Raw genomic sequence first — 15959 nt, forward strand, 5'->3', positions numbered from 1 at the left:
GAGTTGGTGGCCTATGCGCAGGCCGCCCGACATCTCGACGAGGTCGAGAGCAAGCTGTCCACTCTGATCCGCGGTGCACAGCAAATTCAGGTGCAGGCCGCCGAAACCGCTTTGCTGGGAACCGATCCGGAGCTGATCGACGACCTGACCACGACCGCGGACCGGATGGCGGCCCGGGTCGAGCGGGTGTCGGCGGACGCCCATGAGGCCCGCGACGCGGCCGAGCGTGCCCGGCAGGTGTGCACTGCCGCCGGCTACGACGTCGACGGCGTGGACGTGGCCGCCCTGAGCCGGGCCCGGCCACCGCGCCGGGACTGGCGCGACCGCCCGGCCACCGATCGGCAGCAGGCATATCTGCGGACCCTGCGGCGGCGGCGGGGGTTGCCGGTGCGGCTGCCCGACGACCTGACGATCGGCCGCGCCGACGAGCACATCAAGGTGCTGCGAACCCGGTCCGGGAAGGTCGCGAACGCCTCCGACCCGGAGATCGCCCGCATCCTCGCCGAGGCGGAAACCCAACGGGCGCGGGATGAGCGGGCTGAGCACACCGGTCCCCCACTGACGCCCGGACAGGCACGGGAGCGGTCCGCGCAGATTCGTGAGCAACTCGCCGCTCAGCGCACCGACCGCGAAAACCGGCCCTCTCAGACACCGGCTCCGGATCCGGCCCCGGACGATGTGGCTGGCCGGCGGCCGCTGCGAGAGCTGGTCGCCGAGTTCACCAGCCAACGCGAATCCGTCGCCGACGACGAGGGCATTGCGGCGTTGCTCGACGACATCGGCGGGCAGGTGCTGGCCGACGAGCACCTGAACCTGGTCGCCGGAGTAGAGACCAACACGTTCGAGCAGTTCATGATCTGGGCGGCCCGCAAGACCCACGAGGACGTGCAGGCCCTGCTGGTAGAGCAGGTGATGAGCGAGGACCCGCAGGTCGCGGCGATCGCCCGCGCCGCCCTCGACGACCCGGCCCGATGGCAGGCGGCCGCGGCGGAGTTGCCCGCCCGCGCCTGGGCGCAGCACCACCCCGATCGCGTAGCCGCGGACGCCGCGGTCCTCGCCCTCGAAGCGAATCCTGCTGTTACCGAGGCCGCGACCGGCCTGGCCGCGCAGTTCACCGCCGCGGGGCCGGTGCAGCAGGCCCTTAACACCGTCGTGGCCGCCGCTGGCCCCGACACCGAAACGCAGCGGCAGCAACTGGCCGAGGACACCCTGGGCCGCGTCCACGCCAACAGCCACCGCATCGACCCGGTGGACTGGCGCCACGTCGGCGCCGACGCCTGGACCGAACACGGGCTCACCGGTGGTGCCCCGGTCCCGGCTGCGGACCCGCGAGTCCGCGCTGCACTCGACGGCGTCCCCGTCGGTGACCCGCGCACCGAGCAGATCCTCACGGACTGGGGCCGCGGCTGGCACGGTGCCCGGACCGAATGGGCGCGGGCACGTGAAGGCGAGGTCCTCGCCGATCTGCAGGCCGAGATGATCACCCACCCCCGCCTGCAGGTGCTGCGGCGCCGGCCCGAGGATTACCTCAGCGTCGGCCGGCATCGGCTCCTGGGCCTCACCGTCAGCGATTGGCTGCTGTCCGTGGACGGCGCCGATCCGCAGTATCAGGCGGCGGCGTACTGGCTGCACGACAACATCGCCACCACCCTCGAGGCGGTCCACGAGGCGGTCAAGGACTCCCCCGACCCGGACGCGCCCACCCCGGCGGCCGCCGCGACGGCCGAGGTCGACATCGTCGACGCGGTAACAGCACCCGGCGCGGATCTGCAGGCCGTTGACGAGATTCCGGATCGGGACAAGATCCATGCCTGGCTCGACGCTCAACGCGTGCACACCGCCCTGATGCTCGACGGCGCCGACCCGGCTGCGGTGGCCGAGGCGCAGCACCGCGCCGACGCCGCCCGGGCGCAGGTCCCGGACCGCGGCCTGCGCGCCTGGCAGGCGGCTGGCAGCGTCGACGACCGCACTGCGGCCGTGGAGAGGTGGCGGGTGTGGGCGTACGAGGAGCTTGCTCAGGATCCGTTGGTGGTGGCGCTGGCGGCGAGCACCCTGGTGACCAAGCGGGCCAGCCCTGTTCTCGAGTCCGCGGCCGACGACCTGGCCGATCGTCTCACCGAGCGCCCTGAGCTGGCGGCGGTGATCGACGACCACGGCGGGCGCTCATGGCTCACCGCGGAGGTCCGGGGGCCGCTGCTGGCGTCCCTCGAGGACGTCTACCGGGACAAGGCCACCGAATGGTTCCCCCGCGGTGGCGAGACCTTCGTGCGGACGGACCGGCCCCGCACCCAGGTGCACCGGTTCACCCCGCACACCGGCAGCCCGATCTGGGAGGTCACCACCGACGGCGGTGAGAGCCGCGAGCTGTGGGGCAGCCACCACCTACCCGCGGTCCGGCGGGCCACCGTCGGCGCCGGCCAGCAGTCCGCGGGACCGGTCCGCAGCGGGATGGTCGCCGAGCAGGCCCGCGGCCGGTTCGCCGAGATCACCGGGCAAGCCTTGCGCGAGGACGAGGTGTTCGTCGCGGCCGCCACCTCACCGCACCCCAGCCTGGGCCGCACCGGCTTCCTGACCTCGCAGGCGTCCCGGGAGTTGCACTCGCGGATCCTCACCGAGGTCGAGCGCGAGCACCCCGCACTGGTGGCGGCATGCCGCGCCCACGGCCTCAACATGCCGGAGATCCTGCGCCTCGACGTCGCCGGCCACGCATTCGACACCCTGCACACCAGCGCCGCCGAACCCGACGACCTGTTCTCCGCCGCAACCGGTGCCCCCGACCTCGAGGCGGTCCGGGCCACGGAGTACCTGGTCGGCGCCCCTGGGCCCGGCCGCACCGAGGTCCACTACCGGTGGCGCACCGAGGACTGGGAGGTGCTCGGCGGCGGCGAACCGGTCATCACGGCAACCCTGGCCGACGCGATCGCCGCGGTCCGCACCGGACACCGCACCACCGCGGCCGGGTCGGTGGACATCGAGCACACCACAGTCCGCCCCGGTGACCGCAGCCTCGACGACCGGGACGTTCCGACCGCCGGCAGTATTGCCGTGGCGGCGGTTGACGACATCGCCGAAGGCGACGAGGAAACCGCGGCGCCGCGGCCGCAGGAGCCGGCCCGCAACTTCACGCTCGGGACCGAGATCCTCGCCCCGAGCGGAGCCAAGGCCCGGGCGCGGGCGAACATCGACGCGATCGGCCTGGTCCACCGGCTCGAGGACGAGGACCGGGCCGCCACCGCCGCCGAGCAGCGGATCCTCGCCGCCTGGTCCGGGTGGGGTGCGGTCCCGAACATCTTCGACAAACGCAAACCCGACTGGGACGAGCTGCGCACCGAACTCGCCACCGTCCTGACCCCGACGGAGATCGACGCCGCCCGCGCCTCCACCCTCAACGCCCACTACACCGACCCGGCGATCACCGCCGAGATGTGGGCGGCGCTGGGCCGGGCCGGATTCACCGGCGGGCGGGTCCTCGAACCGGGCTGCGGCGCCGGGAACTTCATGGGCCACGCCCCGAAGAACACCCGGATGGTCGGGGTCGAGCTGGACCCGATGACCGCCCGGATCGCGCACCACCTCTACCCCGGCCATCAGGTCCGCAACCACGGATTCGAGAAGTTCTCCCCGGACGAGGGCGCGTTCACCGCGGTGATCGGGAACGTCCCCTTCGGGAACTTCGCGGTCACCGATCCGCTGCACAACCCGTCCGGGCTGACCATCCACAACCATTTCGTCCGCAAATCCCTCGCCCTGACCGAAACCGGCGGCTACGTCGCGGTCATCACCAGCGCCTTCACCTCCGACGCCCAGCGGACCAAGGCCCGCGAGGAGATCACCGACCTCGGCGACCTGGTCGGCGCATTGCGGTTGCCGACCAAGGCATTCGACCGGCAGGCCGGCACCGATGTGGTCACCGACCTGCTGATCTTCCGCCGCCGCGAGGCCGGCCGGGGCATGTCGGCGGACACCGAGCAGTGGATCACCACCTCCCCCGCCGAGCTGGCCGGCGGCGCACTGAAGGTCAACGACTACTTCCTGGCCCATCCGGAGAACGTCCTCGGCGAACTCGGCGCCGGGACAGGCATGTACGCCGCGGCCACCCTGACGGTCACCGGCGACACCAGCCGCCCCCTGGCCGACCAGGTCCGCGACCGGCTCACCGCCCTCATCGACACCGCGAACGCCGCCGGGCTCGGCCAGGACGCGGAGCAACCGGCCACCGACCCGATGCTCGATCGGCCCGGGCTGGTCACCGCCGAAGAAGCCGCGATCACCGAGGTCCCCGGCTCGGTGCGGTTCAACACCGACATCGAGCTGTTCGAACAGCTGTCCATCGGCGGCCGGTGGGCGCCGGTGCCGTCGAAAATCGACAAGGCCCGCGGCGCCCAATGGAAAACCATGCTCGCGATGGCCGGCACCGTCACCGACCTCGTCGACGCCCAACGCACCGGCGGCGACGAGGACACCAAGAACCGGCTGCGCACGCAGCTGAACCGCCAGTACGACACGTACACGCGAAAGTACGGTCCCCTCAACCGGTTCACCTGGATCACCCCGGGACCACCGAACCAGAAGGTGATCGACAAACGCTTCGCCGACCTGGAGAAACGGTGGCGACGCAACAACGGCGACGAGATCGGCCCGGTCACCGGCGTACTGCCCGAGGACGTCGCCGCCCGGTTGCTGGCGGAGGCGTCCGAGCCGAACCCGCCGTGGAAGAAGATGCGCCACCTCGAGGGCGCCATCCGCTACGACCCCGCCATCCAGCTGGTCCGCAGCATCGAGATCTTCGACGAGGACACCCAGCAGGCGCGCAAATCGAAGATCTTCACCGAGGACGTCATCACCCCACCGCAACGGGCGCATACGGCCCAGGACGTGGCCGAAGCGCTGGCAGTCAGTTTGGACGAGACCGGCCGGGTCGACCTGGACCGGATCGCCGGCCTGGTCGGCATCGACGCCGCCGGCGCCCGCACCCAACTTGCTGGGCTGATCTTTCCCGACCCGGAGGACCGGACCGAGCTGATCCCGGCGCCGCGGTTCCTGTCGGGGAACGTGCGGGAGAAGTTGGCGGCCGCCGAAGCCGCCGCGGCCGAGCACCCGCAGCTCTACGCCGGCGCGGTCGAGGCGCTGCGCCGGGTGATCCCCGCCGATCAGGACCCCACCTCGATCACCGTCCGCCCCGGCGCGAACTGGGTGCCGACGGCGATGTACGAGCAGTTCATCCGGGACACGTTCTCGGTGCACCCCGACACCAGGGTCGCGGTCGAGTACTCCCCCGTCACCGCGTCCTGGGACTTCACGATCAGCAGCGACCAGTACACCGACCCCTACGGGCTCAACGCCGAGACCGCCGGTGACCGCCGCGGTGTCGACGGGCTGTCGCTGATGGAGAAGATCGCCAACAACCAGCCGATCCGGGTGCTGAAGACCGAGGCCGAACTCGAGTACTCCCCCAAGCCGCGGTTCCACGAAGAGCTCACCGAGGAACTCCAGCAGCGGGCGGTGATGCTCGAAACCGCGTTCGGGGACTGGCTGTTCAACGACCCCGCCCGGGCCGCGGAGTTGACCCGGGTGTTCAACGACCGGTTCAACTCGTTCGTCGACCCGAAATACGACGGGCAGGGCCGCACCTTCCCCGGACTGCGGATCACACCCCACCCGCACCAGGCGGCGGTGGCCGTGCGGCAGATCAACGAATCGTCGATCCTGCTCGACCACACCGTCGGCACGGGCAAGACCTGGTCGATCACCATGTGCGCGATGGAGATGCGCCGCCTCGGGCAGGTCAAACAGCCCTGGGTGGTGGTCCCCAATCACCTGGTCGATCAGTGGGCCCGCGAGGTCGCCGACGCCTACCCCGGCGCCCGAGTGCTGGTCGGCGACGACTTCAAGTCCCGCGCCGACCGGCAGTTGTTCATGGCGCAATCGGCGTCGCAGGACTGGGATCTGGTGATCGTCCCCGAGCCGGCGTTCACCAAGATGCAGTGCTCGGTCGACACCCAGGCCGCGTACATCGCCGACGAGCTCGCCAAACTCGAGGAAGCCCGCGAGGCCGCTACCGGGCAGAACACGATCAAGGAAATCGAGAAGGCCAAGAAGCGGTGGGAGGAAAAACTCGAGAAGAAGATCAACGCCGACTCCAAGGACGCCGGATTTTCCTTCGAGCAAACCGGCTGTGACTTCCTGTTCCTCGATGAGGCGCACCTGTGGAAGAACCTGCAGCGCCAGTCCAACAACGCCGACCTGGCCTTGCGGGAAGGGTCGAGTCGGGCCACCGACCTGGACATGAAACTGTCCCACCTGCGGCGCAAGTACCGCCAGCGGGCCGCGGTCGAGGGCCGCAAACCCGTTCCGGAGAAGGTGGTCACCTTCGCCACCGGCACCCCGGTCGCCAACTCCATGTCCGAGCTGTGGGTGATGACGAAGTACCTGCGCCCGGACCTGCTCGACGCCGGGCGGATGGGGAGCATCGATGCCTGGGCCGCGAACTTCGCCGCGATGCGCCAATCGGTCGAAATGAACGTCACCGGCAACGAACTGCGCTCGGTGTCGAGGATCGGGAAGTTCGTGAACCTGCCCGCCCTGATGGCGATGAACGCCCAGTTCACCGACGTCGTCACCCGAGACCAGGTGCCCGCCGTGCTCCCCGAGATCGCCGGTGGCGGCCGGCAGAACCTGAGCTTCGAGCTGCCGCAACAGGTCCGCGACTTCATGATCGACCTCGACGCGCGCATGCAGAAGTGCTCGGCGCGGACCGCGCACATCGACAACAAACTCAAGATCGGCAGCGACGGCCTCAACGTCACCCTCGACCCCCGCCTCGGTGGGCTCGACGCCCCACCACCGGGCGAAGGCCGAGTGGACCTGCTGGTGAACAAGCTGTGGGAGATCGAACAGCGGACCGCCGACAACGTCTACTTCGACGACACCGGCGCCCCGGACCCGCGCACCGGCGGGCTGCAGATCGTGTTCCTCGACCGCGGCACCCCCAAACCCGGCCAGGATGACACCCTCTACGACGCCATCCGCGCCGACCTCGTCGCCCGCGGCATGGCCCCGAGCGCGGTGCAGTTCATCCAGGACTACCCCAAACCCAAGGACAAACGGGAGCTGTTCGCCGCCTGCCGCCGCGGTGAGGTCAAGGTCCTCATCGGCTCCTCGGAGGCGATGAGCACCGGCATGAACGTGCAGAAACGCGCCACCGCGCTCTTCCACGTCGACTGCCCCTGGAAACCCGCCGACCTCGAACAACGCGAAGGCCGGATCATCCGACAGGGCAACCAGAACAAGACCGTCGAGATCATCAACATCGTCGGCGAACGCTCCTTCGACACCACCAAATGGCAGACCGTGGAACGCAAATCCGGGTACATCGAGCAACTCCGCCGCGGCCGGCTCGACGTCTCCGAGGCCGAGGACATCGGCGGCGACGACATGACCTCCTCGATGGCCGCGACCAAGGCCGCCGCCACCGGAGACCCCCGCTACATCGAGGTCGTCGAACTCGAAACCCGGCTCCGCACACTGAACGCCGAAGCCCGCGCCCACCGCTCCGACCAGGAACGGATCAAGTGGCAACTGCACGACAACCGCACCCGGCTGCCGATCGTGACCAAGGAGATCGAGGAAGGCCAACAGGTCGCCGACGCAGTGGTCGCCTGGGGTGAGCTGCCCCGCAAGCAGCGCACTCTCACGGTCAGCGGCCACGAGCACACGTTCGCCGAACCCGCCGAGGTCCGCAAAGCGATCGAGACCCGGCTCGCGCACATCGCCGCCGACCTCGAACGCCAACCCGACGGCCAGCATCTGCTGGCCGAGATCGCTGGCGCCGACATCACCGTCGGCCGGCTGTCGGTCGGCGGATACGCGTTCCACCTCACCGGTGGAATCGTGCGCACCTTCGACGCCGAGGTGATCGACCTCGCCCTCGGCTCCGCCGACGGTGGCTCCGGCATGGTCACCCGGCTGACCAACATGGCCGCCGACCTGCCCGCCGCGCTCGACCTCAAGGTCAAGGACCGCGACTACATGGTCGCCCAGACCGAGCAGCTCGCCGGAAAGCTCGGGGTCCCGTTCACCAAGGACGACGAGATCACCCGGCTCACGCACACCTACAACGAGATGCGCGCCGACCTCGCCGCCCGGGAAAACTCCCCCGAGGCTCTCGCCGAGAAGGAAGCCACCAGGGGGCGGTTGGCGGCCGCCGGCATGTACCGCGGTTGGACGAGGGACCTCAACGCCACCCGCGGGCACGCAGAAGCCGAGGGGATGACCCGGGAAAAGCTCCGGGAGATCACCCCACTGCGGATGCTGGAGGCTGCCAAGAAGTACGCCGAAGAGCAGGCGGAGCGGGCAGCGAACCCGCAACCACCACGGTGGCAGCGCACCGACGACATCGGCTCCGAACTCACCGCAGGATTCGACCGCGACACCGGCGATCCCGGCGCCGTCGTGAAATGGACCGGACGCGACTGGTACTGGTCCACCCACAACGACAGGGAAACCCTCGACAGCGGCACCTTCCCCACCCGGGACGCCGCAATCACCGCCGCCGAGAAGGCCGTCGGAACCGCGCTCACGGAAGCCGCCATCCCACCAGTTGCGGTATGGGAACGGGACCAGGTCGCATTGGAAGAGGCAAGAGCCGGTCAGCAGGAGACAGTCCCGATCGTTGCTGGAGAGAGTCAGGCCGATCGGGAGTTGGCCGAGGTCATACGCCTGGTCCACTCGGACTACCCCACCCACGCCAACGCGGCCACTGCAACGAACACCACCACAATCGAAAGGATCCCACCCGGATTACGAGCCGACCGCGGCCGCGTGAACGATCAGGAAAGATAGACCGGCTTCAGGCACGACCAACCCCAAAGGTTGGTCGTGCCTGAACCACTACTGTGACCTGGGCTGAAAAGTGTGACGTATTACTGGTCGCCGCTTTCCTCGTTCAGATTCTTAACGAAATTGTTTATCGCCCAGCTAGCGCTAATCCTGTTTTTGAATTCCGGGTCGACTTTAGCCAATGCGTGACGGGCTAATCCTACATCTTTGTATCGCGCCCGCATGTCCGGAATTTCATCATGGTACGGGGGATTCTCTGTTTCTGAAAGGAGGGCTGCGGGAAGCCCTTCGTCTAGCGCTGTATCCAGATTTTGGATATTGACATAATTGCAACTTGCGAGCTGTTCGACAAGTTCGGAATAATCTGAGTCGTGCGAGTCTTCGCGGTCGCGGAACTTGTCGCGCAGGAAGGCTTTAAGTGTGGAGCGATCGATCGGAACAATTTCCCCGGCTGCCTTGCGGATCAGCTCCTCGGCGTTGGCGTCGGACCGCTTTGAGCTTGCATTGAAGAGCTGGAACTGGCCATCCGCAATGTAAAACAACGCACTGAGTGCGTGGAAGTCTCGTCGCAGGCTTTCGGGGAGGCTGGCGTTGCCTTTGTAGGCTAGGTGGTGGGAAACGTTTGCCCACGCGTCCATTAGGATAGTTCGCGACTGAATCTCGAACGTGATGTCCTCAAGCCCGTTCGGTCCTTTGCTATCTTTGAATATTTTGCACTCGTAGTGGATCGACATATATCCGAAGGTGTTGTCCGGGGCTTCTGTGATCTTGTCTTCTTTTTTGATAACTTCGAAATTGCTTCGGATAATTTTGTCGATCTTCGTAAGGTCGTCGACGAAAAGGCAGACCACTCGCGCCCCAACTAGATCGGGAATCTGAGAGAATGGATCTGCATATTTCTTTTTTATGATTTTATCGATGAAGCTCGCGCGATCCTTAACGCGGGTGCTAACCGAGTGTACTTTCAACCCCGCGTCGTTAATAGCATCAGTCAGAGTGTTGCTAACAACCTCTGATAACCGCTTGTACAGCTCTAGGTTTCGGTCGAACTGCGCTCCGTTCTCGGCAGGTTCGAGTCTCGGATCGCTGCTGTCATCGTTGTTAGCCACCGAGACATTATTGCAAGCCGAGAGCGCAGGTTCGGGCTACGGGCCGAATTTACCGGTCGTGCGCTTTGATTCCCATCGATCGAGCTGATGTAGGGAGTGCTTGTCATAACCGATGGTCGCCATCGCGTCCTTGATCCGCGCGAGGCTGAGACCAGCGGCATCGCAGTCGCTCAACACGATCGGCATCACCTCCTCGGTTTGGCCGTTCCTCGCCCACCCGTTATTGCCGAGATGATCGATGTAGCTCAATAGGCTGGATTCCTCCGGCGTGAAGCCTTCCCAAAGGGTGCCCGGTTGTTTTTTCGCCACTGGATCAGGTTAGCCGTGATGGCGACTCAATCGCGGCCCGTCGCCCGCAACCACGCCACGAGTTCGGACCGAGCTTCGTTGAGCACTGGAATGGTGCCCTTCCCTGCCCATTCCTGGTTGCTGTTCGATGCACTGACTCGCCACGTGTAGCTGATCTCGGAGGGTGCGTCCGCCGTGCACGGAAGTGTCAGGATTACCGGATCATCGAAGGTGGCGGGCAATCGCCGGTTCCGCAGCTCATGGAGTGCGAGCGTCAGAACCACATCATCGCCATCCTGCTCCCAGTGTGAGGTGATCGGGCCGATCGCTCGGTAGTCGATGTCCATGGGTTTGATGCGTTCATACCCCAAGAAGTCTTCCGGCGACGGCGGTACGTGTAGAGGAGTCCACAGGTCAGGCCATGAACTCTTGGTCGGGTCGGTTCCGGATACCCCTGCGAAGATGAATTCGACCTCGACGTCCTTGAGGATTGTCTCGCAGTTGAGACTCACCTGGATTGAAGTGCCAGCCGAGGAGGCGACAGCCTTGTCGAACTCGTTGATTCGCGATCGGACCCCGTCCGCCCACTCATCGATCTCCGCTTGAGTTTTCGGAACACGTCGGACCGATCCCGTCGGCAAGGGTGCCAAGATCGCCCGAAGGCCAGCATCAGGTGTGTCTCTCCAGCTTGCAGCCCACTGCCGCTCAGACTCGATATCACCCTCAATGGCGTTGTCGAGAATGCCTCTAAGTTCACGCGCACACCAGACGTTCCCGCTCACCACGACGTCTACAGTCGGCTTCGTTGTCGAGGAAACGACGTCGACCGGCTTGGCTGCCCGATTACTTTGAAAAGCGCGAGCGTCGTTCCACAATGCGCTTTCCACCTGCTCGCGCAATCGCTCTGTCGATTCATAGGTGGAATAGAGACCTCGATCGTTGTTGTGGAAGAGACTGCGGAAGTCCTTCAGCCTCTGCCACTCCTGCATCCTGTCCGGGTCGTCTACCAGGTCTGCTGGATAGTCAGTTCCCACCCAAAAATAGACGTGTACCAGACCATCAGCCTGCCGGGCATCGGCTTCCTCAGCTGTGCCAGAATGTTCGTTCCGCGGAGTCGGTGTACCGAGCCGATGCTTGAACAGGCACACAACGACATCGCTGTCATTGGTGATTTGCTCATTGATGATTGCCTGCCCATCGGTCCCCTTGCTGTAAATGGGAACAGTGTTCGTCGAGTAGTGCTTCGGAACGAACACCACGCCAGTGGTAGCGGAGTGTTCGCTGTTCCACTTCTCGATGACCCTACGAACTACGGCGACCTCATCAGCCGTGTCTCCGGGACCCGAGATCATCACAACTACACCGACGGCATCGAACGACATGGACTAAGTGAAGCACCTTGTTTGCTGGTGTATGCGACTGGCCTAGTGGGAGTGTGGGTCCGCCGATCTGCCCGGTCAGGGTAGGGGCGGGCCGCCGACGATGAATCGGCGTCCGCTCCCTGGTCGCGTCTGTAGGGTCTCGCGGCCGATGACATTTCGAGACGCGACGACCTGCTCGTTCATCTCGAGTCTCACGGTATGGCCACCGCGATCTGTCTCAACGTGATGGCATTTCTTCAGCGGACCTTTCCCCACCAGCTGCCGGTTCCGTGGTTCTGAGTAGCCGACGGGCGTAAACCCGACTATTCGGAGATGCCCCGTTTGACGCCCCGAAAGCAAAATCATCACCGGACGGGGCTATCGGGTTTGTGCTGGTCAGCGTGTTTCGGTCAGGGGCCGGCTTTCGGGACGTGCTGGTCAGCGTTCGAATAATGGGCCCCACCGGGGTAGTTCCCGATGGCGATCAGAGCGAGGTGATTGCCCGCAGCACGGTGGCCGCGGCCCCTACGTAGGCCAGGGCGACGGCCACCGTGCGGGCGTGGGTGGGGTCGATGCGCCCGGTCAGGGTGCTGCCGATCTTGACGCCGACCAGCAGGGCTGTGGCCGCGGTCAGCCCGAGTTTCGGATCGATGTGGACGGCTCCAACGGAGGCGAGTTTGGTTACCAGCGACAGGCCGGCGACGGTGAAGAAGAACGGTTGCAGGGTCGCGGCGAAGGCTTGTTGCGGCCACCGGGAGGCGAGCGCGTAGATCGTCACCGGGGGTGCGGCGACCCCGGCGGTGGTGTTCATCAGCCCGGATACGAAACCCGCAGCCATCACCGGGGTTCGGCGATCGTCGTGCTGCCGCAGGCGCCGACGAGTCAGCAGAGTGGCGGTCAGCCCGGCCAGGACGCTGACCCCGACGACGAGGGCCAACCACGACGCCGGTACCACTGCGACCAGGACCGCCCCGGGTAGGACGCCGAGAATCGCCGCCGCGGTCAGCATCCGGTATCGGCGCCAGTCCACGTGCCGGCGCACGACACCGAAGATCAGTGCGGCCGAACAGATGCTGCAGATGTTGACCAGTAGCACCCCCGCTGCGGGGCCGAGGAGCAGCGTGAGCAGCGGGGCGGAGACCAGCGCAAGACCGGTGCCGCTCAGTCGTTGCAGCACGGCGCCGACCAACACCGCTGCCGCGACCGCCGCACCGAGCAGGAGCGCGGTATCGATCAACTGGTGCGCTCTCCGACGCCGATCTCCATCAGGTCTTCGCCGACGATCAGGTCGCCGGAGAAGCCGGCGGCCGCAGCCTGCCACCGCTCGGCAGGGTTGTTTCCCGGCGCGAGATGCGAGAGGACCAGGGTCTTGACGCCGGCTTCCTCGGCGACCGGGCCGACCTGCTCGATCGTGGTATGCGAGTGCAGGAGGTGTTCGATGAACCCCTCTTCTTCCGGGCTGTACGGCGGTTCGCCGTAGAGGGCTTTGACCCAGTCGGCGTCGATCACCTCGTGGACGAGGATGTCGGCACCGGTGGCCAGGGTGATCAGGTTGGGGTTGGGTGCGGTGTCGCCGGAGAAGACGATGGACCCGTCGGCGGTGTCGAAGCGGAACGCGAAGGCCGGGTAGACGGCGCCGTGATCGACCAGGGTCGCGGTGACCTTGACGCGGTCGTCCTCCATCACCAGGAACGGGTCCATGACCGGGAACTGGTTGGTATTGGCCCGGGCGCCGACTTCGGCAGGAATCGGGATGTCGTGGGTGCGGATGAGCTTGTCGAGACCGGGTTTACCGGAGTCGCGGAGACGGTCGTTGATGTCGGTGGCGAACGCCTGGGTGAGGTAGTTGGTCATGTCCACCGTTCCCGGGGTCGGGTTCTCGGGGTTGACGGCCGAGACGTCGATGGTGCCGGAGATCGGTGGCAGGGCACCCCGGTCCCCGGGTCCGTAGACCTCGACCGGTGCCGGACCGGGAAGGCCCTGGTACCAGCCGGAGAGCACGATGTTGAAGTAGTCCATGGTGTGATCGGAATGCAGGTGCGTCAGGAAGACGCTGCGCAGGCCCTCGTAGCCGTGGAAGTCGCCCTCCTTACCGAGGTTCGCCAGCCGCAGTTGGTGTGCGACACCCATTCCGCAGTCGACCAGGTAGATCGCACCGTCGACGACGAGCGCGGTGGCGATACCGTGGCGGGTCTGGTCGCCGCCGTTGTGCGGGGCGATCCAGGTCATCGGGCCGCCGGCGGTGCCCAGCAGGACCAGTCGGGTGCGGTGCGAGCGTGCGTCGTCGACGTACGAGAAGGTGCCGGTGGTCTTCGCGGCGGTGGTGTCGGCCGAGGAGCACCCGGCCAACGCGGTCGCGGTCCCGAGTGCCATGACGCCGGCGAGCAGTCCGCGGCGGGAGAGCGAATGTTGGTGAGCCTCATGGATGAGGTTGCACATCGAAATAGTCCTTCGCTGAAATTCGGCACGGCAGGCATCGGCAGGGTGGGCATGAGGCAGCATTGCCGGAGCGATCCGTGGGAGTGGTGGGTGCGACCGCTGCAGGCGCAGGTGCGCCGATCGGGATGGGCGTCGTGTGTTTCAGGATGCGAGCGGTGCGGACCGGGCCGTGGTGGGGTTCTTCGTCCCGGCGCGTTCGCGTTCGGTCATTCCGCCCCACACCCCGTGCGGTTCGGGGGTGCCCAGGGCATGGGCGAGGCAGTGCGACCGCACCGGGCAGTCGCCGCAGATCTTCTTGGCCGCGTTCTCGCGGCGGATCCGTGGTCCGGCGGTTTCGCCGTCGGGGGCGAAGAAGGTGGCCGAACCGGTGGTGCGGCATCGTGCGCGCAGTTGCCAGTCCCAGAATTCGGTGACGGCGACGAGCTTGGCTTGCTGCCGTGAGAGCAGAGTCGACGGCACGGTGATTCTCCTCGGGGCCCCGGTGACGGTCCGCCGCCGGGCAAAAATGGGGATCGGCGGACGTGATTGTCGATGGGCCGGCCGGTGAGGGCGAGTGCGCCACGCCCCCACCCTCACCGGCCGGTGACGGTCAGCGAACCCCTACGCGGGGATGGGGGTGCCCCGGTGAGTTTCGCTGAGCTCGGCCGGGCGCGCCGACTGCCCCGATCCGGGATCCTTGTGGAAGACACCGTTCTTCATGATGCCCACGATCTTGGACTGGTCCTGCAGGATGGTGATGTCCTCGAGCGGGTCACCGTCGATCAGGATCATGTCGGCGTAGAACCCGGCCTTGACCTGGCCGAGGTCGTCGGGCATTCGCATGATCTGCCCGCCGAGGGCGGTGGCCGAGAGCAGGGTGTCCTTCGTGGAGAAGTCGAGCAGTTTGACGAAGTGCTGCAGGTCGCGGGCGTAGGTGCCGTGCGGGGTCCACGCGAAGCCGTAGTCCCCTCCGGGCAGCACCCGGATGCCGCGTTCTTTCATCTTCTTCAGATTGTCGATCGCACAGTCGAGTTCGTGCTGGTACCCGGCGGCCTCTGCTGCCTCGGGGGGATACCCGAACGCTTCGGCGTCGTGCAGGGTGGCGACCAGCCAGTTCAGCCCGGGTGCGACGAAGATGCGGTCTTTCTGCTCTTCGAGCATGTCCAGACCTTCCTCGTCGGTGAAGGAGGCGTGGTAGATGATGTCGACGCCGTTGCGCAGCGACATCTTCACGCTCTCCCCGGACCGGGCGTGGGAGCACACCCGTAGTCCGCGGCGGTGCGCCTCGGTGACGGCGGCGAGGGTTTCCTCGTCCGAGAAGTAGTTGTCCTCGGCGTGCTGGTTTCCGGTGATCTCTTCGCCGGACATGCTCAGCTTCACAAGGTCCGCACCCAGGTCGACGTTCCGGCGGACGGCTTTGCGCATCTCCTCGGGACCGTCGGCGAAGGCGGTGATGCCCTTGACCAGTGCGCCGCCGGTGACCGCGATCTCCTGACAGTTCGCCAGGTAGCGGGGGCCGGGGATCTGGCCGGCGTTGATGGCGTTGCGGATGACCACATCCAGTCGCGGCTTGGCGGCCGCGGCGCCGACGCACATGGTGTAGCCGGAATCGATGTAGGTCTGCGCCGACCGGGCACACAGCAGGGTGTGCTCTTCGACGCCCATCGTCCCGAGACCGGGTAGGTCGGCGGAGTTGACCCAGGAGAAGTGGGTGTGAGCATCACACAGACCCGACATCAGGAACTTGCCCTGGCCGTCGATGACTCTCGCGCCTTCGCGAGGCAGATCTCCGGTGCCCTGGCGGACCTCGGCAATGCGTTCGCCTTCGACCAGCACTTCACCCTCGTACGGGTCGGAGCCGGTGGAGTCGAAGATCCGAACGTTGGTGAAAAGGATGGACTGATCGGGGGTGTTGGCTGACGTCATTGTCGCCACTCCTTTCTTC

8 protein-coding genes are annotated in these 15959 nt (G+C 66.5%); 1 reads left to right on the forward strand and 7 read right to left on the reverse strand.

From position 1 onward, the window contains the following. Positions 1–6: 6 nt before the first annotated feature. Positions 7–8841 carry a helicase-related protein gene (locus ACFTWF_RS34895; RefSeq protein ID WP_378465644.1) on the forward strand — a complete coding sequence of 2945 codons (8835 nt, stop codon included), beginning with the start codon at positions 7–9 and terminating at the stop codon, positions 8839–8841. Positions 8842–8921: 80 nt separating this feature from the next. On the opposite strand, the gene ACFTWF_RS34900 is transcribed toward ACFTWF_RS34895, so the two are convergent. The 7 genes from ACFTWF_RS34900 to ACFTWF_RS34930 all read right to left on the reverse strand — a co-directional run bounded on the left by ACFTWF_RS34900 (position 8922) and on the right by ACFTWF_RS34930 (position 15940). Beyond that, on the reverse strand, positions 8922–9947 hold the full coding sequence (locus ACFTWF_RS34900; RefSeq protein WP_378465645.1) for a GTP pyrophosphokinase family protein: 1026 nt from the start codon (positions 9945–9947) through the stop codon (positions 8922–8924). 36 nt (positions 9948–9983) lie between these two features. Beyond that, positions 9984–10256, reverse strand: coding sequence for a hypothetical protein (locus tag ACFTWF_RS34905; protein ID WP_378465646.1), 273 nt, complete (start codon positions 10254–10256; stop codon positions 9984–9986). Between the two features lie 26 nt (positions 10257–10282). Continuing rightward, positions 10283–11617, reverse strand: a complete 1335-nt coding sequence (locus ACFTWF_RS34910; protein WP_378465647.1) for a hypothetical protein — start codon at positions 11615–11617, stop codon at positions 10283–10285. A gap of 463 nt (positions 11618–12080) precedes the next feature. Further along, positions 12081–12833, reverse strand: coding sequence for a sulfite exporter TauE/SafE family protein (locus tag ACFTWF_RS34915; RefSeq protein ID WP_378465648.1), 753 nt, complete (start codon positions 12831–12833; stop codon positions 12081–12083). Next, positions 12830–14035, reverse strand: coding sequence for an MBL fold metallo-hydrolase (locus ACFTWF_RS34920; RefSeq protein ID WP_378465649.1), 1206 nt, complete (start codon positions 14033–14035; stop codon positions 12830–12832). Before ACFTWF_RS34920 ends, ACFTWF_RS34915 begins: the two co-directional genes overlap by 4 nt. A gap of 141 nt (positions 14036–14176) precedes the next feature. Continuing rightward, on the reverse strand, positions 14177–14494 hold the full coding sequence (locus tag ACFTWF_RS34925; protein ID WP_378465650.1) for a WhiB family transcriptional regulator: 318 nt from the start codon (positions 14492–14494) through the stop codon (positions 14177–14179). A gap of 141 nt (positions 14495–14635) precedes the next feature. Then, complete coding sequence (locus tag ACFTWF_RS34930; RefSeq protein ID WP_378465651.1) at positions 14636–15940, reverse strand: amidohydrolase family protein; 1305 nt, start codon at positions 15938–15940, stop codon at positions 14636–14638. Positions 15941–15959: the final 19 nt, after the last annotated feature.

This window comes from Rhodococcus sp. NPDC056960, from assembly GCF_042674125.1.
Lineage (GTDB): Bacteria > Actinomycetota > Actinomycetes > Mycobacteriales > Mycobacteriaceae > Rhodococcus_F.

What these genes read in the sequence shown, in the direction of transcription:
- ACFTWF_RS34930 (WP_378465651.1), bottom strand. Translation starts at nt 15,940, where the DNA reads ATGACGTCAGCCAACACCCCCGATCAGTCCATCCTTTTCACCAACGTT.
- ACFTWF_RS34910 (WP_378465647.1), bottom strand. Translation starts at nt 11,617, where the DNA reads ATGTCGTTCGATGCCGTCGGTGTAGTTGTGATGATCTCGGGTCCCGGA.
- ACFTWF_RS34920 (WP_378465649.1), bottom strand. Translation starts at nt 14,035, where the DNA reads ATGTGCAACCTCATCCATGAGGCTCACCAACATTCGCTCTCCCGCCGC.